The 22,409-nt window shown below is 60.4% G+C and carries 24 protein-coding genes, 1 tRNA gene and 1 pseudogene; 13 read left to right on the top strand and 13 right to left on the bottom strand.

What is annotated here, in order from left to right; translation table 11 throughout:
• Positions 1-716: 716 nt before the first annotated feature.
• Positions 717-1,931, top strand: coding sequence for a polysaccharide lyase family 7 protein (locus IC232_RS00615; protein WP_190842862.1), 1,215 nt, complete (start codon positions 717-719; stop codon positions 1,929-1,931).
• Positions 1,932-2,154: 223 nt separating this feature from the next.
• Positions 2,155-2,655, top strand: coding sequence for a lytic transglycosylase domain-containing protein (locus tag IC232_RS00620; protein WP_190842864.1), 501 nt, complete (start codon positions 2,155-2,157; stop codon positions 2,653-2,655).
• Between the two features lie 91 nt (positions 2,656-2,746).
• On the opposite strand, the gene IC232_RS00625 is transcribed toward IC232_RS00620, so the two are convergent.
• Complete coding sequence (locus tag IC232_RS00625) at positions 2,747-3,127, bottom strand: rhodanese-like domain-containing protein (RefSeq protein WP_190842866.1); 381 nt, start codon at positions 3,125-3,127, stop codon at positions 2,747-2,749.
• A gap of 173 nt (positions 3,128-3,300) precedes the next feature.
• On the opposite strand from IC232_RS00625, the gene IC232_RS00630 reads away from it, so the two are divergent.
• Together IC232_RS00630 and IC232_RS00635 are read left to right on the top strand one after the other, a co-directional pair.
• The gene (locus IC232_RS00630; protein WP_190842869.1) at positions 3,301-3,561 is read left to right on the top strand and encodes a hypothetical protein; all 261 of its coding nucleotides are present in this window, start codon (positions 3,301-3,303) and stop codon (positions 3,559-3,561) included.
• Between the two features lie 62 nt (positions 3,562-3,623).
• Entirely contained in the window at positions 3,624-4,214 is a 591-nt protein-coding gene (locus IC232_RS00635) for a transcriptional regulator (RefSeq protein ID WP_190842871.1), read from the top strand.
• A gap of 53 nt (positions 4,215-4,267) precedes the next feature.
• Here the strand turns inward: IC232_RS00635 and IC232_RS00640 are convergent, their stop codons facing one another.
• Positions 4,268-4,573, bottom strand: a complete 306-nt coding sequence (locus tag IC232_RS00640; RefSeq protein WP_190842874.1) for a hypothetical protein — start codon at positions 4,571-4,573, stop codon at positions 4,268-4,270.
• A gap of 638 nt (positions 4,574-5,211) precedes the next feature.
• On the opposite strand from IC232_RS00640, the gene IC232_RS00645 reads away from it, so the two are divergent.
• Positions 5,212-5,946 (top strand): TerC family protein, encoded by a 735-nt coding sequence (locus IC232_RS00645; RefSeq protein ID WP_190842875.1) that lies wholly within the window; start codon positions 5,212-5,214, stop codon positions 5,944-5,946.
• Positions 5,947-6,004: 58 nt separating this feature from the next.
• Here IC232_RS00645 and IC232_RS00650 read toward each other — a convergent pair whose 3' ends face one another.
• Entirely contained in the window at positions 6,005-6,193 is a 189-nt protein-coding gene (locus tag IC232_RS00650) for a hypothetical protein (protein WP_190842878.1), read from the bottom strand.
• Positions 6,194-6,479: 286 nt separating this feature from the next.
• Here IC232_RS00650 and IC232_RS00655 point away from each other — a divergent pair, with 286 nt between their 5' ends.
• Positions 6,480-7,994: a sensor domain-containing diguanylate cyclase gene (locus IC232_RS00655; protein WP_190842881.1), complete on the top strand. Its 1,515-nt coding sequence runs from the start codon at positions 6,480-6,482 to the stop codon at positions 7,992-7,994.
• Positions 7,995-8,000: 6 nt separating this feature from the next.
• On the opposite strand, the gene IC232_RS00660 is transcribed toward IC232_RS00655, so the two are convergent.
• Positions 8,001-8,393 carry a RidA family protein gene (locus tag IC232_RS00660; RefSeq protein WP_190842884.1) on the bottom strand — a complete coding sequence of 131 codons (393 nt, stop codon included), beginning with the start codon at positions 8,391-8,393 and terminating at the stop codon, positions 8,001-8,003.
• An 86-nt stretch (positions 8,394-8,479) separates the two neighbouring features.
• Positions 8,480-8,917: an Lrp/AsnC family transcriptional regulator gene (locus IC232_RS00665; protein ID WP_190842887.1), complete on the bottom strand. Its 438-nt coding sequence runs from the start codon at positions 8,915-8,917 to the stop codon at positions 8,480-8,482.
• A 123-nt stretch (positions 8,918-9,040) separates the two neighbouring features.
• On the opposite strand from IC232_RS00665, the gene rocF reads away from it, so the two are divergent.
• Entirely contained in the window at positions 9,041-9,991 is a 951-nt protein-coding gene (rocF, locus tag IC232_RS00670) for an arginase (protein WP_190842890.1), read from the top strand.
• A gap of 3 nt (positions 9,992-9,994) precedes the next feature.
• Positions 9,995-11,050, top strand: a complete 1,056-nt coding sequence (locus IC232_RS00675; RefSeq protein WP_190842893.1) for an ornithine cyclodeaminase — start codon at positions 9,995-9,997, stop codon at positions 11,048-11,050.
• 436 nt (positions 11,051-11,486) lie between these two features.
• Here the strand turns inward: IC232_RS00675 and IC232_RS00680 are convergent, their stop codons facing one another.
• The 5 genes from IC232_RS00680 to mnmA form a co-directional block, all read right to left on the bottom strand.
• Entirely contained in the window at positions 11,487-13,022 is a 1,536-nt protein-coding gene (locus tag IC232_RS00680; RefSeq protein ID WP_246811984.1) for an ABC transporter substrate-binding protein, read from the bottom strand.
• Positions 13,023-13,639: 617 nt separating this feature from the next.
• Positions 13,640-13,716, bottom strand: a tRNA-Met gene (locus IC232_RS00685).
• Positions 13,717-13,907: 191 nt separating this feature from the next.
• Positions 13,908-14,114: a hypothetical protein gene (locus tag IC232_RS00690; RefSeq protein WP_246811985.1), complete on the bottom strand. Its 207-nt coding sequence runs from the start codon at positions 14,112-14,114 to the stop codon at positions 13,908-13,910.
• 122 nt (positions 14,115-14,236) lie between these two features.
• The gene (locus IC232_RS00695) at positions 14,237-14,878 is read right to left on the bottom strand and encodes a class I SAM-dependent methyltransferase (protein WP_190842902.1); all 642 of its coding nucleotides are present in this window, start codon (positions 14,876-14,878) and stop codon (positions 14,237-14,239) included.
• Positions 14,879-14,900: 22 nt separating this feature from the next.
• The gene (gene mnmA / locus IC232_RS00700; RefSeq protein ID WP_190843419.1) at positions 14,901-16,055 is read right to left on the bottom strand and encodes a tRNA 2-thiouridine(34) synthase MnmA; all 1,155 of its coding nucleotides are present in this window, start codon (positions 16,053-16,055) and stop codon (positions 14,901-14,903) included.
• Between the two features lie 340 nt (positions 16,056-16,395).
• Here mnmA and IC232_RS00705 point away from each other — a divergent pair, with 340 nt between their 5' ends.
• Positions 16,396-16,671, top strand: a complete 276-nt coding sequence (locus tag IC232_RS00705; protein WP_036356763.1) for a DUF1153 domain-containing protein — start codon at positions 16,396-16,398, stop codon at positions 16,669-16,671.
• Between the two features lie 263 nt (positions 16,672-16,934).
• Positions 16,935-17,126 (top strand): annotated as a pseudogene (locus tag IC232_RS00710) (helix-turn-helix domain-containing protein); the annotation flags it as partial.
• Positions 17,127-17,147: 21 nt separating this feature from the next.
• Here the strand turns inward: IC232_RS00710 and IC232_RS00715 are convergent.
• Positions 17,148-18,161, bottom strand: coding sequence for a lysylphosphatidylglycerol synthase domain-containing protein (locus IC232_RS00715; protein ID WP_190842904.1), 1,014 nt, complete (start codon positions 18,159-18,161; stop codon positions 17,148-17,150).
• Between the two features lie 173 nt (positions 18,162-18,334).
• Between IC232_RS00715 and IC232_RS00720 the strand changes: the two genes are divergently transcribed.
• Positions 18,335-18,958, top strand: coding sequence for a GNAT family N-acetyltransferase (locus IC232_RS00720; RefSeq protein WP_190842906.1), 624 nt, complete (start codon positions 18,335-18,337; stop codon positions 18,956-18,958).
• Positions 18,959-19,010: 52 nt separating this feature from the next.
• Here IC232_RS00720 and IC232_RS00725 read toward each other — a convergent pair whose 3' ends face one another.
• The gene (locus IC232_RS00725; protein ID WP_190842909.1) at positions 19,011-19,400 is read right to left on the bottom strand and encodes a flagellar export protein FliJ; all 390 of its coding nucleotides are present in this window, start codon (positions 19,398-19,400) and stop codon (positions 19,011-19,013) included.
• 518 nt (positions 19,401-19,918) lie between these two features.
• Here IC232_RS00725 and ctrA point away from each other — a divergent pair.
• Entirely contained in the window at positions 19,919-20,620 is a 702-nt protein-coding gene (ctrA, locus tag IC232_RS00730) for a response regulator transcription factor CtrA (protein WP_036356746.1), read from the top strand.
• 79 nt (positions 20,621-20,699) lie between these two features.
• Here the strand turns inward: ctrA and chpT are convergent, their stop codons facing one another.
• Positions 20,700-21,341 (bottom strand): histidine phosphotransferase ChpT, encoded by a 642-nt coding sequence (chpT, locus tag IC232_RS00735; RefSeq protein ID WP_190842912.1) that lies wholly within the window; start codon positions 21,339-21,341, stop codon positions 20,700-20,702.
• A 173-nt stretch (positions 21,342-21,514) separates the two neighbouring features.
• Here chpT and IC232_RS00740 point away from each other — a divergent pair, with 173 nt between their 5' ends.
• Complete coding sequence (locus IC232_RS00740; protein WP_190842914.1) at positions 21,515-22,348, top strand: 3'(2'),5'-bisphosphate nucleotidase CysQ; 834 nt, start codon at positions 21,515-21,517, stop codon at positions 22,346-22,348.
• Positions 22,349-22,409 lie beyond the last annotated feature (61 nt).

Raw genomic sequence — 22,409 nt, forward strand, 5'->3', positions numbered from 1 at the left:
AGCTCTTCACTATTTCGGCTGGAGAGATACCCCCAACGGGTTAAGTAGAGAACTACTCCCATCAATAGATCATGCTTAACTCATAAGAGTAACTGCACCCACTTGATTATCTTGCTGCACTGCACACCGGCAGTTTTCTAGATTTTTTACTTCGGATCAACTTGTAAAATAAGCCAAATGCAGCGATTAGCCACGTATTCAGGATATGATCCTGAGGCGCTCTCTACCCCAATTAACAAGGCAAAAAGTGGCGAGTGTGAGTTTCTTCTTTCCGATAACCCATGTGACGAACAGCACCGTTCTCAGGATGCATGCCTCATTCAAATGCACAGGGATAAGAATTCGATTGGGCGTAACCGCGTTAAGCCGGAGACTTCTCTGTATTGCTGCATGCTGGATTTATTTAAATGATATAGCAATTAGCCCATTCGAGTGAGGTCCCGATTCTTGGCATTCGAGCCTTGGCACTTGCCCGGCACAAGCGAGAGGCGCTAAGCGCGGGGACGCGAGCTAGGCAGCACGTCTTCACCCCTGCATCGTGATTTTCTGCATTGTCAGTGGGGACAGAAGAAGATTTCACATAAAAGCCGAAATCCTCGCGCAAGCGCCTTCCGGTAATACAATCGAAAGTGCGGTCATATAGAACGTCCAGTCATAATCGAAATTCCAGTAAGAAACGCTCAAACAATAAGTCATAAGAGCTTGGGGCATCATGAATGGCTTTGTATTCGTCATTCTCACCGGGCCGTAATTTCAATCTAACTGACTGGAAAATAACTCTTCCAACAGACCGGAATGGCACTTTCTCAGGCACCGCCGGTGAGGTGAAGAACCTCAGCGGCTATGTGAATGCGAATTACTTCTACACGGCATCTGACGGCGCCATGGTCTTCAAAGCGCCTGTGGGAGGCGCAACGACGAGCGGCTCACGATATGCCCGCTCTGAGCTTCGGGAGATGAAAGGTTCGGAACGGGCAGCATGGACCATCGCTGGAGGTGGTTCCATGAAGGCCACCCTCGAGGTCGACCAAGCTCCGATCCTCTTCAATGGCGCGAAGGGGCGCGTCGTTGTCGGCCAAGTTCATGGACAGGATGAAGAGCTCGTCCGCCTCTACTGGGAAAGAGATACCCTCTATTTCGTCAATGATATTGCCGGTGCCACAGGCCAGGAGACGAAGTTTGCTTTGATCAACAAGGCTGGTTCGAAGCCTGATGTCGCCCTCAACGAGCGATTCAGCTATTCGATCGATGTCACAACGGACCGTGTGAAAGTGACGGTCTCAGCCGACGGCCAGACCTATTCGGCGATGGATCATATCAATCAGGCATGGAGAAGCGATGCCTTCTACTTCAAGGCAGGTACATATCTTGGAGTGAACGAAACGCAGGGGAGTGGCTATGGGCAGACCTCCTTCTACAATCTGAAGGTCAGCCACCCCGTCAAAGCGTCTCAGGCAGCGTTCAAACTGAATGGGCTTCCATCCACGTCGAAAACCTATGCCGGCACCAGCATGGGCGACAAGCTCACAGGATCGAGCGGCAATGACAGGATCGAGGGCAAAGGCGGCAACGACATGATCTGGGGAAAGAGCGGGAACGACATCCTCGTCGGATCGTCCGGCAAGGATTCCTTCACGTTCGACACGAAGCTCAAAGCCAGCAACATCGACGTCATTCTGAACTTTAGCTCCAAAGACGACACGATCCGCCTCAACGACAATGTGTTTACGAAGCTCCACTCTGGAAGATTGGCGCCGGAAAGCTTTGTTGTTGGATCCAAGGCATTGGATGCACAGGATCGGATCATCTACAACAACAAGACAGGCGGCCTGTTCTATGACCCCGATGGATCGGGGCAAGCCCGTGCCATCCAGTTTGCCAAGGTCGATGCAGGCTTGAAGCTGACGGCAGCCGACTTCCTGGTCATTTAGTGTGAAGACGCTCTAACCCGGGCTTCCCCATAGATTTCTGTTCCTTGTCAGCTGACAAATGACAGCGTGCAACTTCTCACCCGAAAGAGGTAGGCGGCTGATCTTTCGGCTCGTGATCCCCTCAGTGGCGCCCACATCGGCGATTTACGAACTCCTTACAGCTAAGCTGACGTCCTATTGCCACGATTGATGGTGAGAAAATCCCCTAACCAAGGGGATATGCATGATTTCTCGTCTTCTTCTTGCCTGCGCGGCTGCGGCCTGGGCCATGCCTGCCGCTGCAACGGATCGCACGACGATCAATTCGCTTGTTGCGCAGCACGCCAGGACCTACGGCGTTCCGGAGGCTCTGGTTCACAGGGTCATCAGAAGAGAAAGCAATTACAATCCACGAGCATTGAGCAAAGGCAATTTCGGCTTGATGCAGATCCGCTATGCAACAGCCCGTGGCATGGGATACCGGGGAAGCCCATCGGGGCTGCTCGACACCAACACCAATCTCACTTACGCAGTCCCATATCTCGCCAATGCGTATAAAGTTGCAGGCGGCAACTCTGACCGGGCGGTCGCCCTCTACGCAGGCGGCTACTATTACGTGGCCAAACGCAAGGGTCTGCTTCATGCGCTGGGCACGGCTGTTGCCGATCCAGTCTCGACTGGCTCCATCTCGGCAACCAGAAGCACCTCGCCCTCTTCGGCATTCACATCTGCCAACGCTCAGTGACGTTGCCGGACGAGGCAACCACTGGCCCTACCATTCGACGCTCGGCTCCTTCCAAGCCGAGCGTCCTCATATTCAAGGCTCATCCTGCCAATCAGGCCGGCTCGGTTTCGATCCCTGCTTCGGACAGATCCTTGAAACCGCCGATGTTGAACACCGCCGTATAGCCCATGTCCTGCAGGGTCTTGCCCGCCAAGGCGGAGCGCCCACCAGAGGCGCAATGCAGGAGAATGGTTTTATCCTTCTGAAATGCCGGATTGTGATACTGGCTTTCCGGGTCGGCCCGAAATTCCAGCATGCCGCGGGAGACATTGACCGCCCCTTTGAGCTTACCGCTTTGCTGAACCTCCGTCGGATCACGCACATCGACCACGAGAACATCGCCGGAGCGCATCTTCTCGGAAGCTTCATCGGGGGACAGCCGGGGCACTGAGGAGTTCGCTTCGGCCAGCAGATCCTTCACGTTCTTCGCCATGGTCCTCTCCACACAGAGTTCTGCCATTTGGCAGCCGAGCGAGGCTCTGCCTGAGGGTGTCATGTGTCAAGAAGGATGAGGTTCAGGCGTGTTGAGTTATCCCTTGGAGCCTCAATAGACCTCACGCGTTGACAGGAACCGGTGCACTTCCACATGCCTGAAAGGACCATGACATGCCACGTGAGGTAAGTGATGCGGAAGGCATCACGTGGACCTGCATTCAGGCTTTCGCCGGTCTCGGCAATGATCCCGAGAAAACAGATGCCGCGCGTGTCGATGGCGCGGGCGATCAGGTCCATGTGGTCTGCACACCATCGGGAGGCGCCAAGTCCGTGCGCATTGAATTGACAGTAGATTGGGAGACGAGCCTGTCCGATGACGACCTGCTGCAGGCCATCCGCTCGCAACTGGCTGAAGAGATGTCAGCATCTTAAGTCTAGCAGCAACTAAAGCAGGCCGCAGTGATGCGCGAAGGCAGGAGGACAACGGATCTGTAATGCCCGATTTGCCAAAGCTCGCATTTCTCGACTTCGAAGCCTCCTCCCTGGGCAAACATGGATATCCCATCGAGGTGGCTTGGGTTCTCTCAAATGGCGAAGAGGAGAGCCATCTCATTCGGCCCGATCCGACCTGGACCGACTGGGATCTCAAGGCAGAGACCATTCACGGGCTCTCGCGGGATCGGCTGTACGCCGAAGGAGCATCCGTGGCAGGTGTCGCACAACGGATGATGTCCGCTCTCGGAGGCTACGACCTTTATGCAACAGCGCCGTCATGGGATGGGAAATGGCTGAGCCGCCTGTTGCGGACAGCCGGGCTCCCACGGCATGCCCTGCGTCTGCAGGATACGGAAGCCGTTCATCGGCAAACCGTGCACGAGGTCTTGCGCGGAATGGGTGTGCCGGCTGACCTTCATGACGATTTCATGAACAAGGTCCTGTCCCAAGCTCAGAGAAAGGACGACGAACTCGGCCCCGCCGAGCACCGCGCCCTTGCCGATGCCCGACGCGAGCAGCGTCTCTGGCTCGACATTCGTCGTCGGACTCAGGAAATGGCTGCGCATGAACTCAGCCGAGCCTCTCCATAGGGGCTGAGTTCCCTTGATGAGGCCTGACAGCAGCCTGTTGAATAGTGATTGGTTCAGTAGCCGTCCGGGAGCTGGCTTGCGACATCCTGATTGGGGCGCGTCAGAACCTCAATGCGACGACCGTCCGGGAGCTGGATCGTCCGAAGCCGCATGACCTCAAGTCCTGCATCGACCCCTTCCTGAGCCGATCCATAGCGCGTGATCCGAGCCCGCCGCTCGATTCCATTGCGCGGTGGACGCGCTTGGGAGACTTCCAACCCTGGCTCGCGCCGCCGCGCCGTCTGCTGCTCCCGCTTCTGAGTACGCGTGGCGCTGCGCGCCTGCTGTGGGGGACGGCGCACCTTGCGTTCGGTTACCACCTTCTGCTCGACCCGTTCACTTATACCCTCTTTGCGCGGAGAAACCTCAGCAGGGGAGCGGGATGCAACCGCCTCTTTCTCCTTAGGAGCTTCCGAGGGTGCAGAGGCCGAAGACGGTTGAGGCGCTGGCGCCGACGCAGCAGCTTGTGACGGTTGAACCGCAGGTGCAGAGGCCGCAGGAGCAGGAGCCGGCGGCGAGGCCGGTGTAGTGCCACTCTCCGGCGGCGGATCGACCCAAGGGCGCCCTGCCTGAGCAAGCACAGGCGCCGTCGCTGACAGAACGCTGATAAGCGACGCCGTCAACAGCCAACGTCCTGGTGACCCTGCCATGACACAACTCCGTTTCTGTCATAGAGGAACGCTTGTGCTGTCATTACCGGTTCCATGGGCTCAGCCATATTCGGCAACGACATGAGCAAATCATTGCAAGATATAGATTTTTTCCCGGATCGGCTCAGCTTCCGCTGCGGGCTGGCATCATGCTCGGCACAGCAGCCTGCCTCTTTTGCCCCTAGGTAAAGGGCTGATCGAGAGCCGTGATCCGGCCTCTGTGACGCAAAATACGTGAGAAAGACGGCTTAGTCCTTGTGGAAGCTATGCCGTACACGAAATAAGGGCTCACAACCACGGAAGGCCTCATGGACCAACTATTTGCACTCGCAGCGGACCCGACCGCATGGGCGGCTTTGGCAACCCTCATCGTCATGGAAGTTGTGCTTGGAATCGACAATCTCATCTTCATTTCGATCCTAACCAACAAGCTGCCGGCTCACCAGCAGGCAAGAGCACGTCGCATCGGCATCGGGCTGGCTCTCATTCTTCGTCTGGGTCTGCTGGGGACCATCGCCATTATCGTTCAGCTGACCGAGCCTCTCTTCACGGCCTTCGGCCATGGTTTCTCTTGGCGCGACCTGATCCTGATCGCAGGCGGCCTGTTCCTGGTCTGGAAGGCCACCAAGGAGATCCACCACCATGTGGATCCCGATCCAGGTCCGGATATATTCGAGGGGGAGAAGGCGCAAATGAGTTTTGCCTCCGCCATTGTGCAGATTCTGCTGCTGGATCTCGTCTTCTCCATCGACAGCATCATCACGGCGGTCGGCATGACGGATCACGTGCCGATCATGGTGATTGCGGTGCTGGTGGCCGTGACGGTGATGCTACTGGCGGCAAACCCGCTGGCGCGCTTCATTCAAGCGAACCCGACGGTTGTCATGCTCGCGCTCGGCTTCTTGCTCATGATCGGCATGGTCCTGATCGCAGAAGGCTTCGGCGCTCACGTGCCTAAAGGCTATATCTACGCAGCGATGGCGTTCTCTGGCCTCATTGAGGGCCTCAACATGCTCTCGCGGCGAGCCAAGAAAACACAGTAAGGAAAGTGATCGGGCGTGGCAGCTTTCATAGCCGCGCCCGATTCCATGCTCCGGCTGCTCAATCTTGAGCCTGTGCTGCCTCGGCTGCAGTCCAGAGCCCCAGGATGGCGTCCGGCTCGGTCATTCGGAGAAGCTCCTCCACGCTGAGACCGATGGAAGTCCCATACCGAAGGATTTTCTCACGATCCGCCTCGAAGACCTCCTTGTCGGCCCATTCCGGCCGGGCATCGATCAGGGCGTTCATCATTCGCCAGATTCGGTGAGACTGCGAGGGACCGAACATAGCCGCCCTCCTCTCATGGCGGATTTTTGGACTGGACGGAGCGACAGAAACGTCGTCTTCAGACCATATTCCAAACAGTATAACAAATATTAAAGCTAAAAATGCCTTAAAGGCACTCAGCTTTATTCCAAGAGCAGGGTCCGTCTCCACAACAGACTAATGACTACCATCTTCCAGCCAACAATTCTGTTGGCTCATTCCACTGGCTTCACCTATAGAATAAATTCAAACAAGATCGTTGTGCAGCCGAATGAAGCGCCTGTTATCAGAAGTCTATTTGCACCTGATCGCAGGCGTGATCGCCCTCGGCATTCTGGGGATTTCCGCCCACACGCTCTGGATGGACCGGCTCGGCACCTGGCAGGAGGCCGAACGATCCTCCAGGAACGTGCTGACCACCATCGCCCGCGATCTCGACAACAACCTTGAACTGCTCGATCTATCCCTCAAGGGAGCCATGGAGGGCCTGAGCCACCTCAGCTCGCATCAATTGTCCCCCGATCTCCAATACCGGATGCTGTTCGACCGTGCGGCTTCGGCCAACTTCATGGCAGCCCTCCTGCTGGTGGACAAGAACGGCAACCTGATTGCCGATGCAGGACCCGTGATCGCCTCACGGTCGCTCAACGTCTCAGACCGCGAGTACTTCACGGCTCACAAGAACACGCATCACCTCGGGCTGCACGTGAGCCGCCCCTACCGAAGCAAAGCACCCCATGGCGATCTCACCATCGGGATCAGCCGAAGACTCTCCGATCCCAACGGCGGCTTCGCCGGAGTGGTCATCGGTTCGATTGCCCTGAACACCATCAACCATCGGTTTGAGCACCTGAGCCTTGGCCGGCATGGAGCCATCAATCTCTTTCGAGGCGACGGTGTCCTGCTGACGCGCTATCCCTTCGACGAGAACCAGATCAATCAGGACCTGGGCGGCTCTCCTCATGTCCAGCGGCTCCTGAGGGAGAAGTCCGGCACATTCGACTCGGTGTCCCCTATCGATGGCGTACACCGCATCATCTCCTTTGGACGGTTGGAAAAGTACCCTCTCGTGCTCACCGTGGCGCTGTCGATGGATGAGGTTTTCGCCGCCTGGGAGAGGAAGGCCCTAGTCCTCAGCCTCGTGACGCTGGTTCTCTGCTGTGCCGTGGTCGGATTGACGTTTCTCTTCCAGCGGGAGCTGAAGCGCCGCACGAGAGCCGAGACCAAGCTCAGGCGGATTGCCAGAACCGATGACCTGACGGGCCTGCCGAACCGTCGCGCATTCCGCGAGACCTTCGAGCGCGAATGGCGCCAGGCTGTCCGCTCGGGCTCCGCCTTATCCCTGCTTTTTATCGATGCCGATTATTTCAAGAGCTTCAACGATCGCTACGGACATGGCCGCGGCGATGAGGTTCTGCGCGCGATCGCCGGCACCCTCGACGCCAACATCCGGCGCCCGCGGGACATTGCAGCCCGTTATGGCGGCGAGGAGTTCGCCATCATCCTGCCCGAGACGGATCTGACCGGCGCCATGAGGATTGCCGACGCCATTCGCGAAACCGTCAACGCGATGGCAATGGCGCATGATGGCAGCCCTTATCACATCGCAACAGTGAGCATCGGCGTCGCATCGGCGCGGCCCTCCCGTGCGAGTGAGAGGAACACCCTTCTCGAATCAGCGGACCAGGCCCTCTATCGGGCGAAGGCTGACGGCCGCAACGCCGTTCGCAGTCCGGCAGAGGATTTTGTCCCGTCCCGGACATCACGACCGCACGCAGCAGCGTGACTTGGCTCAGGCCACGGCGATGCACTCGATCTCGATGTCGAACTCCATCGGCCAGGACGCCACCGGCACGAAGGTGCGTGAGGGCGGATCTTTAGGGAAGAAGCGCGCATAGACGCGGTTGATGGCGCCGTAGAACCCGGCATTGGCCGCATAGATCCGCACCATCACCACCTTGTCGAGGGAGGTGCCGGCGCTCTCCAGGCAATGCTGAAGCGCCCGGAGGCAAGCCTCCGTCTGCACCTCGATATCGCCTTTCACGAAACCGCCGCTCTCCATGTTGAAAGGCGGCGTTCCCGACACGAACACGAACCCGTTCGCCCTCGTCACCATGGACAGCGGCACGCCCACCTTCCGCACGCCTTCGGACAGAATGGGAACTTCAACGACTTCCTTGGACATGGATGGCCCTCTTGAGAACAGCCCGCACTGTAGCGAATGGAGATAGTCGCGCCAGTCCGGAGAGGCATCGCTGCTGTGGAAGCGATCTAGAGCTTGGCACGGGTGCTGCGCGGCGTTGCCAGAAGGAGGTTCGTTTCCGACGCGATGACGCCCGGGATCAGGCGCACCCGCCGCAGGATGGCGTCGAAGTCAGAGAGGCTGCTGGCGCCCAGTTCGACGATGAGATCCCACTTGCCGTTCGTGGTGTGGATGGCGCTCACCTCAGGAAAGCCGCCGAGCGCGTCCACCACCCGGTCGCCGGCCCTGCCCTCAACCTCGATCAGCATGATCCCCCGCACCGGCAAGGCCACCGCATCGGCCCGGAGGATCACCGTATAGCCGACGATGTCGCCGGAGCGCTCGAGGCGCTCCATGCGCGCTCGGATTGTCGCCCGAGAGGCGCCGAGGGTGAGGGCAAGGTCCGAGACGCTCCGCCGCCCGTTGTGCCGCAGGAGTGTGATCAGGCGCTGGTCGAGATCATCCATCAGTTGCCATTATGGTTAGCTGAACTGGCCATAATGATCACAACCTCTGCGCCTTTTGTCAAAGTATCTTGTTCATTCTGCCAAGGCACTCCGGTAGCTTGACGGCGAGATAGGGAGAGATGGATGGCTTCGACCACATGCATCGTGCTGGGCATACCCGTGCAGGAGGGCGCCGGCCGGCTCGGCTGCGACATGGGCCCCAGCGCCTTCCGGACGGCCGGGCTGGTGACGGAGCTGCGCAATCTCGGCTATGCGGTGGAAGACCGCGGCAACATCGTGCCTGCGCCCCAGCGCGAAGTGCGCCACCCGAACGGCGCCATCAAGGCCTTAGCCGAAACGGTGGCCTGGACCGAAGCCATCACCGAGGCCGCCTATCAGGCGAGCGGCGACGGCATGCCCATCTTCATCGGCGGGGATCACAGCCTCTCGGCCGGTTCCATGACCGGGCTGGCCCGCCGAGCCGCCAAGGAAGGCCGCGAGTTCTTCGTCCTCTGGCTCGACTCCCATCCGGATTTCCACACGCTGGAGACGACCACGAGCGGCAACCTCCATGGGGTGCCGATGGCCTATGCGACGGGCCTTAAAGGCTTCGATGGCTACTTCCCGGCTGTCGCCAACCCGCTCAAACCGCAGAACGTGTGCATGATGGGGATCCGCAGCGTCGACCCGGCGGAGCGGGCCGCGCTTGCCACAGTCGGCGTGACGGTCCACGACATGCGCTCCATCGACGAGAATGGCGTCGCGCCGCTCCTCGACGCGTTCCTCAAGCGTGTGGCTGCCGCCGACGGCATTCTCCACGTGAGCCTGGACGTGGACTTCCTCGATCCGGGCATTGCCCCCGGGGTCGGCACGACCGTTCCCGGCGGCGCGACCTTCCGTGAGGCGCATCTCATCATGGAGATGCTTCACGACAGCGGCTTGGTGAGAAGCATTGATCTGGTCGAGCTCAACCCGTTCCTCGACGAGCGCGGCCGCACGGCCCTGCTGATGGTCGACCTCGTCTCAAGCCTCATGGGCCGGCGCGTGCTCGACCGCCCGACCCAGAGCTACCGTCATACCCCGAAGAACCATTGAGCCATGAACCTGAAACTGAACGTCGTCCCCTTCGTCAGCGTCGACAACATGATGAAGCTCGTCCTCACGATTGGCGCGGAGCGCTTCCTGCTGGAGCTTGCGGAATGCATCGAGGCCGATTTCCGGCGCTGGGAATCCTTCGACAAGACTCCGCGGGTGGCCTCGCACAGCCGTGAGGGCGTGATCGAGCTCATGCCCACCAGCGACGGTGAGGTCTATGGCTTCAAGTATGTGAACGGGCACCCCAAGAACACCCGCGAGGGACGCCAGACCGTGACGGCCTTCGGCGTGCTGGCCGATGTGGCAACCGGCTATCCCGTGCTCCTGACCGAGATGACCATCCTCACGGCGCTTCGCACCGCCGCCACATCGGCGGTGGCCGCCAAGCACCTCGCCCCCAAGGGCGCGCGCGCCATGGCCATCATCGGCAATGGGGCACAGGCCGAATTCCAGGCCCTGGCGTTCAAGGCGCTCCTCGGCGTCGACACCCTGCGGCTCTACGACATCGACCGCTCGGCCAGCACGAAATGCGTGCGCAATCTTGCGGGCTTAGGGTTTGGCATCACCGTCTGCAACTCCATCGAGGAGGCGATGGAAGGCGTCCAGATCGTCACGACGGTGACGGCTGACAAGCAGAACGCCACGATCCTCACCGACAACATGGTCGGCTCAGGGCTCCACATCAACGCGGTCGGCGGCGACTGCCCCGGCAAGACCGAGCTGCATGCCGACATCCTGAAGCGCTCCGACATCTTCGTGGAATATCCGCCGCAGACCCGCATCGAGGGCGAGATCCAGCAGCTTCCGCCGGATTACCCGGTTCAGGAACTGTGGCGCGTGATCGCCGGGCTCGAACCCGGCCGCACAGGCGAGCGTCAGATCACCCTCTTCGATTCCGTGGGCTTCGCGATCGAGGATTTTTCGGCCCTGCGCTACGTGAAGCGCCAGATCGAGCAGACAGGCCTCTCCGACGAACTCGACCTCCTGGCCGACCCCGACGAACCCCGCGACCTCTTCGGCATGCTGCTGCGCGCGGCCGCGACGCCGAATGCGGCGTGAGTTCTAGCAAGGGATTGTAAGATCATGGATCTGAAGTGGTAGCGGAGGACCGATACCGCCAATCCCCTAGTTTTCGATCTTTACCTTCCGCCTGCGTTCTTTCGGCTGACGCTGAGACTCCAGATAACTTCAGCTTAGTGCCAGACCTGACCTTCCTCCATTCACGCAACCGATTCTTCCTCTCCCAAACCTTCGCACGATGTGCCGATGCTTGGTGGGGAAGCCTCCTGCTGTGTTCCATTCCGCTGATTAAACATCGGGTCGACACTCGTCAGCTGTCCATTTGGGCACTGCGCGGACACTTCAGCTGTCTGCCAACCGAAATGTGCAGACGGATGACAGAAGATCTCCCCACTTGCCTAACGATGGCTAGTGAGGAGATCCTGCCTTGTGAAGCATGTTTGCTCCAATAAGGTGAGTACTCTTCTGTTTAGCGCTATTCCTTCTTTGCCCAATAGAACAGGAGCTGGTTGTCGGCTCGCTGGACGAGCTTGACCTTCTTCGACACGCCCCAAGCAAGGGCCTGCTGGTGCAACGGGATATGGCCGTAGTCTTTGGTAGCGATTTCAAATGCCTTCTTGATCAGTTGGTTGCGCTTCTCCGGATCCGTTTCGACCAGGATCTGGTCGGTCACAGCATCAAGGTCCTTGTTGCAGTACCCGCCATAGTTGGTCTCGCCCCGGCTGGATCCAGGAACGTCGCGGCAGCCCATGACGTCATAGAGAACATTGTGGCTGTCGAAGGTGCCAGGGGTCCAGCCGAGCAGCGAAACCGAGGTGGTGTAGCCTCCCGACTTTCCGGCTTTCCCAAAATAGAGCGCCTTCGGCTGCGCCGTCAGGTTTACCTTCACGCCAGCGCGGGCCAGCATGCTGACAATGGCCTGACAAATAGCCTCGTCATTGACATAACGGTCGTTAGGACAGTCCATACCGACTTCGAACCCGTTCGGGTAGCCAGCGTCGGCCAGCAGCTTCTTGGCACCGTCGAGGTCATACTTCGGACGCTCGAAGTCCTTTGAGTAGACGAAAAGTTCGGGCGCGATCATCAGTGCTGAAGGGGTGGACAATCCCCGCATGACGCGGTCGCGGATAAGATTGATATCGATCGCCTTGAAGAAGGCTTCCCGAACCCGCACGTCCTTGAATGGGTTCTTGCCCTTCACGTTCGAGAACAGAAGCTCGTCACGGGCCGAGTCCATGTTGAGGAAGATCGTCCGGAGTTCCGGCCCTGTGAGCACTTGGGCATTCGGGGAAGAGTTGACACGCGCGATATCCTGTACGGGGACCGGTTCGATGACATCAACCTCGCCTGACAGGAGCGCAGCAACGCGGGTGGCATCACTTGCGATGGGTGTAAAGACGATTTCATCGAGGTTGTGCTCTGGCTTGTCCCACCAGCTAGGGTTCGGCTTGAAAACCGTCTTGACGCCAGCCTGATGACTTTCGATCCTGAACGGACCGGTCCCGTTCGCATTCAGCGACGAGAAGCTTGGGGTCGTGGCGGCTGCCGGAGTAGGCGCTGTGGCGTTATTCGCCTCCGCCCATTCCTTGTCCATGATGTACCAGGTGTCCCACTGGGAGTTCAGGATCGGGTTCGGAGATTTGAGCTTCACGTCAACCGTGTAGTCGTCGACCTTCACGAGCTCGGCACTGGTCGGCACGCGGGTCGTGAAGTTCGATCCCTGCGCCCGCACCCGGGTGGCCGAGAAGATCACGTCATCCGCCGTGAAATCGCTACCGTTGTGGAACTTGACGCCCTTGCGCAGGAAGAAGCGCCAGGTCAGGCCATCATCACTGATCTCCCAGCGTTCCGCGAGGGCCGGCTGAACCGCGAGGTCCTTTCCGCGCCGCGTCAGACCCTCGTAGACATGCCCCAGATGGGCATTCGTGGTTGTCTCGTTGAGAGTATAAGGGTCGAGGGACTTAAGGTCGCCTTGGTTCGCATAGCGCAGCGATGCTGCGAGGGTAGGCATGGACAGTCCCGCGAGCAGGATCGCTGCGGCAGAGACAAATACGCTGTTTCGTATCATCAAATTGTTCTCCCCTGGCAGTTCGCGCTTTACGATAGCTCCGGCTCAACGGCTGGATGGCACAGCGTGGCAGGAGTTCCTGACCGGGTCCAGTGGAGATAAAATCAATGTTGTTGCGCGGAGGCACCAGAGGGGGGGTCGCCTGAACGGAGCAGAGTTGATTCATGCTCCACTCGCATGATCAAGCGGTGTCAGGCGAGACTCATTTCTGCAGAGGTCTCTTAGAGTCAGGCAACGAGGATCCCCTGCCCTTTGCAAACTTCTGCTCTGGGTCGAGCCTGTGTCAAAACACGATCTGGCCGCTCTGTGGAGCAATTCGATTTCGTGCGAGCCGAGATAAACCGTGAAATCCTCGGCACAGAAGCGTGAACTTGAACGGAAATTTCGTCGAGATCTGGCGGCACTGAGTTTTGACACAGGCTCGGTCGAAAGCAGACGCTCACAATCACTGCAAACACCTGCTTAGCCAACAGAAATTATTGAGCTTTTCGTGCTGGAAGCGCTACCAGGCCCGAGGCCAGAAGATAACTTTCAATGATTTCGATCACCTAATGGATCGATGGTAGCGGAGGAGGGATTTGAACCCCCGACACAAGGATTATGATTCCTCTGCTCTGACCAACTGAGCTACTCCGCCCCAGGCAGCGGGGCGGACCCCGCGTCAGGCATGCGCGATATAGGGAAGGTTCGCCCTCGGTGTCAAGAAAGACCCGCGGGGAAAGTACGGATTTGTCGCCACCCCGTCGGCCATGCGCCTGGACGGCAGGATTTCGGCGCGGCGCACCCGAAGACCTTCGTCCGTCCAGGGTTAACCATGGGTCGCTCGGGTCAGCCCTTGGGCTTCATCCGCCAGAGCTGGAAGCCCTCGCTGGAGACCGCCTGCTCGATGGCCTTGCGGTTGAACTTGTGCGGCGGGGTCTCGCGGGAATTCAGCGTGCCGGTCAGCCCCCAGGGGGCATACTTGGCCGGGAGCTTCGTGCCGGATTCATCACCTGCAAAAGCGTGAAGATCGTCCTTGGCCTGGGACGTGAACATGAAAAGGCGCATTGGAAGTGCTTTCGTGATCTGAGGTTGCCCTTGCTCCTTGAGATAGGGCTTCGAGCCCGAAAGTCACGTCCCGCAGGCTGGGCCTTCGGCTCTTCCTCCCACCCTGATCGTCAGGCTTTCTTCTTGATTCTCATCAGCTTGAAGAAGCCGCTCGGGAACAGGGATCTCAGCTCCACGACCTCCATGCGGCCCGTCCGCTGAGCCCAGGCCTCGACCCGCGACGCCTTGAAGGCCGAGCTCCAGCCGATGGCCTTGGCGATGGGAGAGACCATCTCCTCGACCTTGGCGACGGGGCCGGAGGGCTGACCCCAGTGGTTGGCGAGCACGATCTCGCCGCCGGGCCTGAGCACGCGCATGAACTCGTCGAGCGCCGTCTCCGGCTCGGGCACCAGGGTGATGATGAACTGCGCCGTTACTGCGTCGAAGGTCCCATCCGGGAAGCCGAGGCGGGTGACGTCCATCACCTGCAGGCTCTTCACATAGGTGAGGCCGCGCCTGTCGACCTTTTCCTGGGCCCGGCGGAGCATGTCCTCCGAGAGATCGACCCCGTAGACCTCGGCATGCATGGGGTAATAGCCCAGGGACAGGCCCGTGCCGACGCCGGCCTCCAGCACCTTCGGCCCGCAGGCAACGGCGGCGTTCACGGCCGCGCGGGCGGCCGGCTCGGTGAGCTTGTCGTAGACGAGGTCGTAGATCGGCGCCCAACGCGCATAAGCCTTGCGCATCAGGACGGTGGTCGCTCCATCCGTCATAAAGGTCCCTTCGGTCAAGGCCTCAGGCCGCGGCGGGTGCGGCTTCGGCCATTGTGCGAGCAATCGTCCCCCCGCCAAGCACACGTGCCCGCGGAGCATCGCTCTCATAGATGACACAAGCTTGACCGGGAGACACCCCGTCTTCCGCCGATAACAGCTCGACTGTAGTGCTGGTTCCTGTGGATCGAAGGATCGCCGGGCGCGGCTCGCGGGTGGAGCGCACGCGCACGGCCACCTCCATGCCCTTCTCGCTCAAGGAGTCGAGGGGCACGTCGCCGAGCCAGTTCACATCCGTCACGCGGATGAGCCGGGTGGCCAGCGCCTCCCGGGGGCCCACCACCACGCGGGCCTCCTTGGCTTCGAGCCGGACAACATAGAGCGGCTCGCCGACGGAAAGCCCTAAGCCCTTCCGCTGCCCCACCGTGTAGTGGATGATGCCCTCGTGGCGCCCGAGCACCCGGCCGTCGATATGGACGATCTCGCCGCCATGGACGGCGCCGGGCTTGAGGCGCTCGATCACGTCGCTGTAGCGGCCTTGCGTGACGAAGCAGATGTCCTGGCTGTCGGCCTTCTCGGCCACGGTGAGCCCGAACTCGCGCGCCAGTTCGCGGGTCTGCTCCTTGGGCAGCTCGCCCAGCGGGAAGCGCAGGAAATCCAGCTGCTCCGGGGTCGTCGCATAGAGGAAGTAGCTCTGGTCCCGGTCCGGGTCGGCCGCCCGATGCAGCGCCCGGCGTCCCTCCGGTAGGGCACGGCTTGCCACGTAATGGCCTGTGGCGAGCACATCGCCGCCAAGTTCCTTCGCCGTCTCCAGGAGATCGCGGAATTTGATGGAGCGGTTGCACTCGACGCAGGGGATCGGTGTCTCGCCCGCCAGATAGCTCTGGGTGAAGCGGTCGATCACGGCCTCGCGGAAGCGGGCCTCGTAATCGAGCACGTAATGGGGAATGCCGATGGCCTCCGCCACCCGCCGGGCATCGTAGATGTCCTGGCCGGCGCAGCAGGCGCCTTTCCGGTGCGCGGCAGCCCCGTGATCGTAGAGCTGAAGCGTGATGCCGATGACGTCATAGCCCTCGCGCTTGAGCAGGGCCGCGACGACGGACGAGTCCACGCCGCCCGACATCGCAACCACGACGCGGGTCTTCGAGGGTTCTGTAGGCAGGTCGAGTGAGTTGAGCATCATTCCATCCATGGGCGACGTTCAAGGCGGCGCACGGGAAGGGTTAAAGGTCCTCTATAGCGCATCGTGCGGAAAAGTGGACCCGGTTTTGCGCGGCAAACGATGCGTCAGCTCAGAGGATGAGCATCGGAATGGATCCCAAAACTGCAAGTCCACATTTGGGTCCGATGCTCGTGCGCCACAATTCTTAAAGGGAAAGTGCGCCGAAATAAGCCAATGTTAATGTTTATGGCTAAGCTTAGGCACTCTCGATAACCGCCTGATTGGGCTTAGGAAAACATTAAGTCCCGTCGCGTAAGTTCGAGCCACTGAGGTCGTTGAATTTTTGTGTGAGCGTATCATGACCGAACCCCACCGCCCAAGGGTCAAGTATGTCATTGGGCCTGATGGCAGTCCCCTGACGATTGCCGACCTTCCCCCGACCAGCACTCGCCGCTGGGTTATCCGCCGCAAGGCCGAGGTTGTGGCTGCCGTCCGCGGCGGTCTCCTGAGCCTCGAAGAAGCCTGTCAGCGCTACACGCTGACCACCGAGGAGTTCCTGAGCTGGCAGCTGTCCATCGACCAGCATGGTCTGGCGGGCCTGCGCACCACGCGCATCCAGCAATACCGGCAGTAAGCACGCCGGCAGGTCCGACCACGAGGCGCTGCTCACCCGAGCCAGCGCCTTTTCCATTTGAGGGCTAACAGTTCAGTGGCAAAGCTCGGCCGTTAAGAGCTTCCTAACCATACCATGAGCATAAACTCCTGAATCACCTCTCCTAAAGGCAGGCTCTCAACGTGCTCGGCACCCAGGATCTGTTGGAACGACCAGTCTCCCTCGAAGCAACAGCCGCTTCGCCCTGCCCTGCTGGTCCGGAACAGACCATCCAGACCCTGCGGCGCATTCTGGTCGGCCGGACCATCGCCGACGTGGAGCGGCACCTGATCCTCGACACGCTCGATTCCTGCCTCGGAAACCGGACCCATGCGGCCCGGATCCTCGGCATCTCGATCCGCACCCTGCGCAACAAGCTGAACGAATACATGCAGGCCGGCATCGCCGTGCCAGAGCCGGGCCAACGCCCGGCCTGAGCGCCTGCGCCTCCCTGACTCCTACTGATCGGACGATGACAGCGGCGGCGGCGGCACGGAGCCGTCCGCAACCACCATTCGTCCGCGCCAGGCCTGCGCCAGCCGCGCCCGCTCGAACAGGAGCACAACCACAAGTGACAGGCCGAAGGGAATCAGGAGATAGAACAGGCGGAAGATGATGAGCGCCGCCAGCACGTCCGCCTTGGGGACGTCCGGCATGGCCGTGAGGAAGACGAGCTCGAATACTCCCAGGCCACCGGGGGCATGGCTCACAAGGGCCGCCGAGAATGAGGCCAGGAACACGGCGAGCACGACGATAAAGCTCGGCTCCAGATGCGCCGGGAGCACGAAATAGATGATGCCGGCGGCGCCCAGAAGCTCCAGCGGAGCGGCGATCAGCTGGCGCACCATGATGGCCGGACGCGGATATTCGAGCTTGGCCTTACGGATGACGAGCGGCGGAAGGTGCAGGACGGAGCCGATCACGTAGAGCGCCACGAAGCCGAGCAGCATCAGCCCGACGATGCGCGCGGTCGCCGGATTGGTCAGCATCGAGGGCAGAAGCTCCTCGAGCCGGTGCAGAAGGGTCGGATCGGCCACCAGCACCAGCCCGCCGAGCAGAATGGTTCCGAGCCCGAAAGTGAAGGAACACAGGGCCACCAGCACGGCGATCTGCGGGGCGCTCAGGCCTTTCGACGTATAGGCCCGGTAGCGCACGACGGCACCGGAGAAGACCGAAGCGCCGATGTTGTGGGAGAGCGCATAGGTCGTGAACGACGTGACCGATACGAACAGCCAGGAAATGTGACGCACACCGAGATGCAGCAGCGCGATCCGGTCGTACCAGGCGAGCGCCGCATAGGCGAAGAGGGTCGAGAGTGCGGCCAGAGCGTAACGGTGGGATGGAACGGCGGTCAGGCTGTCCCAGACGTCGTCCAAGGACATGCCGCGCAATTCTCGGTAAAGAAGCCAGCCGGACACGATGACTGCCAGCAGCCCGATCACGGGCCAAATGAACTCACGCACATTCTTCATCGAGCCGGCACATCTCCCTCATTGGCTCTTCTGTGCCCACAATCCCCTTGGTCTGCAAGGGGATAATGGCGTTCAGGTCCATGACATAAAGTCCAAGCGCGCCGGGTGACGCGGGGAAGCAATCGCTTTATCAAGCAGCCTTGTTCCCTGATGCCCCGAGAAGGCGATCCGCTATGACGAGCGCTTCAGCAGCAGCTCTCAACCTCAACGGCTATACCGATCTGCCTCCCGGCAAAATCGCGACGATCGTCACCTATCTCGAAATGCGAGAACCGCCCGACCTTCCCTCGATCCACCGGCCGGAAGGCTGGACGCTCCAGCGCATCGACCACGACCGGCCACGCTACCGGTCCTTGTTCCGCAAAGTGGGTGAGCCCTGGCTCTGGTTCAGCCGAGCCTTGATGCCGGACGATGCGCTCGCGGCGATCCTCGACGACCCGAAGGTGGAGGCCCTCGCCCTTCATGACGGCACAGGCGATGTGGGCCTGCTCGAACTGGATTTTCGCGGCGACAACGAGGTCGAGCTCGCCTTTCTGGGATTGACGCCCGGCTTCATCGGCCAGGGCGCAGGACGCTTCCTGATCAACGAGGCCGTCCGTCGTGCTTTCGCCCGGCCGACGCGGCGCTTCTTCGTCCACACCTGCACGCTCGACTCGCCCAGCGCCCTTGCCTTTTATATCCGCTCGGGCTTCACGCCCTATCGGCGTGCTATCGAGGTCGCGGACGACCCGCGTCTTCACGGGTTCCTCCCCCGGGCGGCGGCTCCCCACATTCCGCTGCTGCCCCCAGGGACATGAAAAAGGGCGCGCCGTTCTGGCGCGCCCTCTCGGAATTCAGTGCGGCGGTGTTTTAGGCCGTGGCGCGGACAGCGCGGCTTTGACCAGCCTGGCTGATGGCGGCATCCAGGGAGCGCTCGCGGTCCTCGAGGCTCTCGGCCCGCTTCAGGTCCTCGAACGCTTCGCCCAACTCAGCCTTTGCGTCGTCGAGCTGGATGTGCAGGTTCTGAGCCGAGAGGCGCAGGTTGTCGCGCCTTTGGGCCGCAGCGCGTGCGTAGGTCGGATAGGCAAAGTGGTTGAGGTCGGTGATACCGGCCTTCTGCTCTTCCGCTGCGATTTCCCGATCAAGGTCAGCCGCCATGCGGTCGAACTCGGCGATCATCATCTCGATCTGCGCCACCCGGCGACGTTTCTCGTCGACTTGAAAGCGCTTGAGGCGGATGAGCGTGTCCCGCGACTTCATCTTGATTCAACTCCACACGTCGCTGTTTCATTTCGCCTCGCGGATCGCTCAGTTATCCGCCAGACATGCGACACCATCACCGATGGAGGTTGAGCTTTCCTTACCGCCGCGGACAAAAAATTCCTGTGATCTCAATCCCCTCGGCGAAATCTTGCCTCAAGCTTGCGTCTTGCGGGCCTCGTAAACCATTCGTTTACCCATTTCGTTAACACTGCCCTTGTCACGGTCGCGGTTCCCTAAGGGGCCGTCTCCAGACAAGGCTGAAACGCTTGGATGATAAGCTTTTGGGATGTTGTAAGGCGGTTCCCTATGGTTACCCAGAATCCACAGGATAATGGCCTTCGGCGGATGATCTGCCTGTCAAGTTCGTTAAGCGCTTGCGTCCCAGAATCAGGGTTTGTTAACCATTCCGTACTAGCGTTTCGAATCAGTTCAAAAGAGCATCCGCCGCAAGCCCGGTGGCGGGTGAACAGCCTCCCGCTGTTTCAAAGCTCAAGGGCAAGGGCTGGGGATTGAACATGCGCGTACTTCTGATCGAAGACGACAGCGCGACAGCGCAAAGCATCGAACTGATGCTGAAGTCCGAGAATTTCAATATCTACACGACGGATCTCGGAGAAGAGGGCATCGACCTCGGCAAACTCTACGATTACGATATCATCCTTCTCGATTTGAACCTGCCCGACATGTCGGGATACGAGGTTCTGCGGACGCTCCGCGTCGCGAAGGTGAAGACGCCGATCCTGATTCTCTCCGGCATGGCCGGCATCGAGGACAAGGTGAAGGGTCTCGGCTTCGGCGCCGACGATTATCTCACCAAGCCGTTCCATAAGGACGAGATGGTAGCCCGCATCCATGCGATCGTGCGCCGCTCGAAGGGCCATGCCCAGTCGGTGATCACCACCGGCGACCTGATCGTCAACCTCGACACCAAGACGGTCGAAGTCGGCGGCGCCCGCGTGCACCTCACCGGCAAAGAATACCAGATGCTGGAGCTCCTCTCCCTGCGGAAGGGCACGACCCTGACCAAGGAGATGTTCCTCAACCACCTCTATGGCGGCATGGACGAGCCGGAGCTGAAGATCATCGACGTCTTCATCTGCAAGCTCCGCAAGAAGCTCGCCAATGCCTCGCAGGGCCGCAACTACATCGAAACCGTCTGGGGCCGCGGTTATGTGCTGCGCGAGCCGACCGAAGCCGAAGAGCGGATTGCGATCTGACGCAAGTCACATCCGACACGAAAAAGCCCGGCTCAATGCCGGGCTTTTCTTTTGGGCGTTCAAAGGAAACGTCGACTGCTTATGCGGTCTCGGCCTTGATCGTCACCTCGTCACCTTCGATGCTGAAAGCGATGGTCATGTTCGATGCGCGGGCCACCATGCCGGCGTAGAAGATCTGAATGCCATGAGCGTCGACCGTACCGGTCTCCGAATCGCCGGCGAGGAGCGCCTCGGAATGGGCGGGAATGCGGGCGTTCAGGCCTTTCGACACGATGGTGAAGGCGCAGTTCTCGGCGTCGCCTGTGACCGTCACGGCAATCGAGCCGCCCCGCGGGATGGCCGTGGTGGCGATCATCACCAAGTTGAGGAGCAGCTTCACCCGGTTCTTCGGGAACAGGAGACGGGGCGACGACCACGAAAAGCTGATCTTGTCGTCGAGGAACAGGCCGCGGGCCACCTGCTCGGCGTCGCCGAGATCGATGGAAGCACCAGCGGAACCGGCCGCCCCGAAGGCAAGGCGGGCGAACTGGAGGCGGGCCGAGGCCTGCCGGGCACTCTTCTGAATCAGGTCCAGGGCGAAATCGCGCATGGAGGCGTCGTTGTCGTCCTCCAGAACCTCGAGCCCGTTGACGATCGCACCCACCGGCGAGATCACGTCATGGCAGACGCGTGAGCAAAGGAGAGCGGCAAGATCGAGCGAATCGAGGGAGATGGTGGCCATGAGGGCTCCGGAGGCGGCGTAAAGTCAGCTGTTCATTCATGAAATCGGAACTTCGACGGGCACGAAGACAGCCAAACAGGAAAGAGAACGTGAACCGGGATACCCGGCTCAGAGTTCTTTGAAAAGCGGGCAAAAAAGACATCGACAGCCCGAACGGGAACAGGCACAAATCCATGATGCGCTTCGATGGACAGAACCCTGACGATATCGCCCTGAAGCTCGCTCACATCGCCTGGGAGGCCGGCCGGGTCCTGCGCGGCATGGAAAGCGCGCTGATGGACAAGCGCATCAAGGACGACGGAACCCCTACGACGGCAGCCGATCTGGCTGCGGAGCAGCTAATCATCCGGCGCCTCAACGAGGCTTGGGATGGCGTTCCGGTGATTGCGGAGGAAACCTCCAGCACGGAACAGACGGATGACTACTTCTTTCTGGTCGATCCGCTGGACGGCACCGGCGACTTCATCCACGGCACCGGTGAGTACAGCGTCAACATCGCGCTGATCCGGGGCAACCGGCCCATGGCGGCCGTGGTGGCTGCTCCAGCCATGGGGTCGATCTGGATCGCGGGTGAGCGCGCCCGCGTGAGCGCACTGCCCGACGGCCAGGGGACGGATTTCAGCTGGCGCGAAGCAAAGGTGCGCCCGGCTCCCGAGCAGGATCTTGTCGCCTTGGTGAGCCGCCGCCATGGCGACATCGCTACCGAAGCCTGCCTGTCTGTCCTGTCGATCGGCACGAGGCGCATGACCTCTTCGGCCTTGAAATTCTGTCTCATCGCGTCCGGCGAGGCGGACGTCTATGTGCGCTGCGGCCCGACCATGGAATGGGACACGGCGGCGGGCGACCATATCCTCACCTGCGCCGGCGGCAGCGTCGTGGGACCGGGAGGAGCACCCCTCACCTACGGCCATGAGGATAAGGGCTACCGGAATGGCCCCTTTGCGGCGATCGGCGACACGGCCCTGGCGCCCCGGCTGGATCTGCCGGTGTCCGCTTCAGCCGCGTAGGATCTACTCTAAACATCCTGACATCTTTGCCGAGAGACGGACGATCTCGGCTCATAAACAA

Origin of the sequence: Microvirga sp. (assembly GCF_014699075.1) — a bacterium.
Taxonomy (GTDB): Bacteria; Pseudomonadota; Alphaproteobacteria; order Rhizobiales; family Beijerinckiaceae; genus Microvirga.

What these genes read in the sequence shown, in the direction of transcription:
- IC232_RS00680 (WP_246811984.1), bottom strand. Translation starts at nt 13,022, where the DNA reads ATGCCTACCCTCGCAGCATCGCTGCGCTATGCGAACCAAGGCGACCTT.
- rocF (WP_190842890.1), top strand. Translation starts at nt 9,041, where the DNA reads ATGGCTTCGACCACATGCATCGTGCTGGGCATACCCGTGCAGGAGGGC.
- IC232_RS00660 (WP_190842884.1), bottom strand. Translation starts at nt 8,393, where the DNA reads ATGTCCAAGGAAGTCGTTGAAGTTCCCATTCTGTCCGAAGGCGTGCGG.
- IC232_RS00620 (WP_190842864.1), top strand. Translation starts at nt 2,155, where the DNA reads ATGATTTCTCGTCTTCTTCTTGCCTGCGCGGCTGCGGCCTGGGCCATG.
- IC232_RS00625 (WP_190842866.1), bottom strand. Translation starts at nt 3,127, where the DNA reads ATGGCGAAGAACGTGAAGGATCTGCTGGCCGAAGCGAACTCCTCAGTG.
- IC232_RS00690 (WP_246811985.1), bottom strand. Translation starts at nt 14,114, where the DNA reads ATGTTCACGTCCCAGGCCAAGGACGATCTTCACGCTTTTGCAGGTGAT.
- chpT (WP_190842912.1), bottom strand. Translation starts at nt 21,341, where the DNA reads ATGGCCACCATCTCCCTCGATTCGCTCGATCTTGCCGCTCTCCTTTGC.
- IC232_RS00650 (WP_190842878.1), bottom strand. Translation starts at nt 6,193, where the DNA reads ATGATGAACGCCCTGATCGATGCCCGGCCGGAATGGGCCGACAAGGAG.
- mnmA (WP_190843419.1), bottom strand. Translation starts at nt 16,055, where the DNA reads ATGCTCAACTCACTCGACCTGCCTACAGAACCCTCGAAGACCCGCGTC.
- IC232_RS00665 (WP_190842887.1), bottom strand. Translation starts at nt 8,917, where the DNA reads ATGGATGATCTCGACCAGCGCCTGATCACACTCCTGCGGCACAACGGG.
- IC232_RS00695 (WP_190842902.1), bottom strand. Translation starts at nt 14,878, where the DNA reads ATGACGGATGGAGCGACCACCGTCCTGATGCGCAAGGCTTATGCGCGT.
- IC232_RS00675 (WP_190842893.1), top strand. Translation starts at nt 9,995, where the DNA reads ATGAACCTGAAACTGAACGTCGTCCCCTTCGTCAGCGTCGACAACATG.
- IC232_RS00645 (WP_190842875.1), top strand. Translation starts at nt 5,212, where the DNA reads ATGGACCAACTATTTGCACTCGCAGCGGACCCGACCGCATGGGCGGCT.
- IC232_RS00615 (WP_190842862.1), top strand. Translation starts at nt 717, where the DNA reads ATGGCTTTGTATTCGTCATTCTCACCGGGCCGTAATTTCAATCTAACT.
- IC232_RS00635 (WP_190842871.1), top strand. Translation starts at nt 3,624, where the DNA reads ATGCCCGATTTGCCAAAGCTCGCATTTCTCGACTTCGAAGCCTCCTCC.
- IC232_RS00720 (WP_190842906.1), top strand. Translation starts at nt 18,335, where the DNA reads ATGACGAGCGCTTCAGCAGCAGCTCTCAACCTCAACGGCTATACCGAT.
- IC232_RS00630 (WP_190842869.1), top strand. Translation starts at nt 3,301, where the DNA reads ATGCCACGTGAGGTAAGTGATGCGGAAGGCATCACGTGGACCTGCATT.
- ctrA (WP_036356746.1), top strand. Translation starts at nt 19,919, where the DNA reads ATGCGCGTACTTCTGATCGAAGACGACAGCGCGACAGCGCAAAGCATC.
- IC232_RS00655 (WP_190842881.1), top strand. Translation starts at nt 6,480, where the DNA reads ATGAAGCGCCTGTTATCAGAAGTCTATTTGCACCTGATCGCAGGCGTG.
- IC232_RS00705 (WP_036356763.1), top strand. Translation starts at nt 16,396, where the DNA reads ATGACCGAACCCCACCGCCCAAGGGTCAAGTATGTCATTGGGCCTGAT.
- IC232_RS00715 (WP_190842904.1), bottom strand. Translation starts at nt 18,161, where the DNA reads ATGAAGAATGTGCGTGAGTTCATTTGGCCCGTGATCGGGCTGCTGGCA.
- IC232_RS00740 (WP_190842914.1), top strand. Translation starts at nt 21,515, where the DNA reads ATGATGCGCTTCGATGGACAGAACCCTGACGATATCGCCCTGAAGCTC.
- IC232_RS00725 (WP_190842909.1), bottom strand. Translation starts at nt 19,400, where the DNA reads ATGAAGTCGCGGGACACGCTCATCCGCCTCAAGCGCTTTCAAGTCGAC.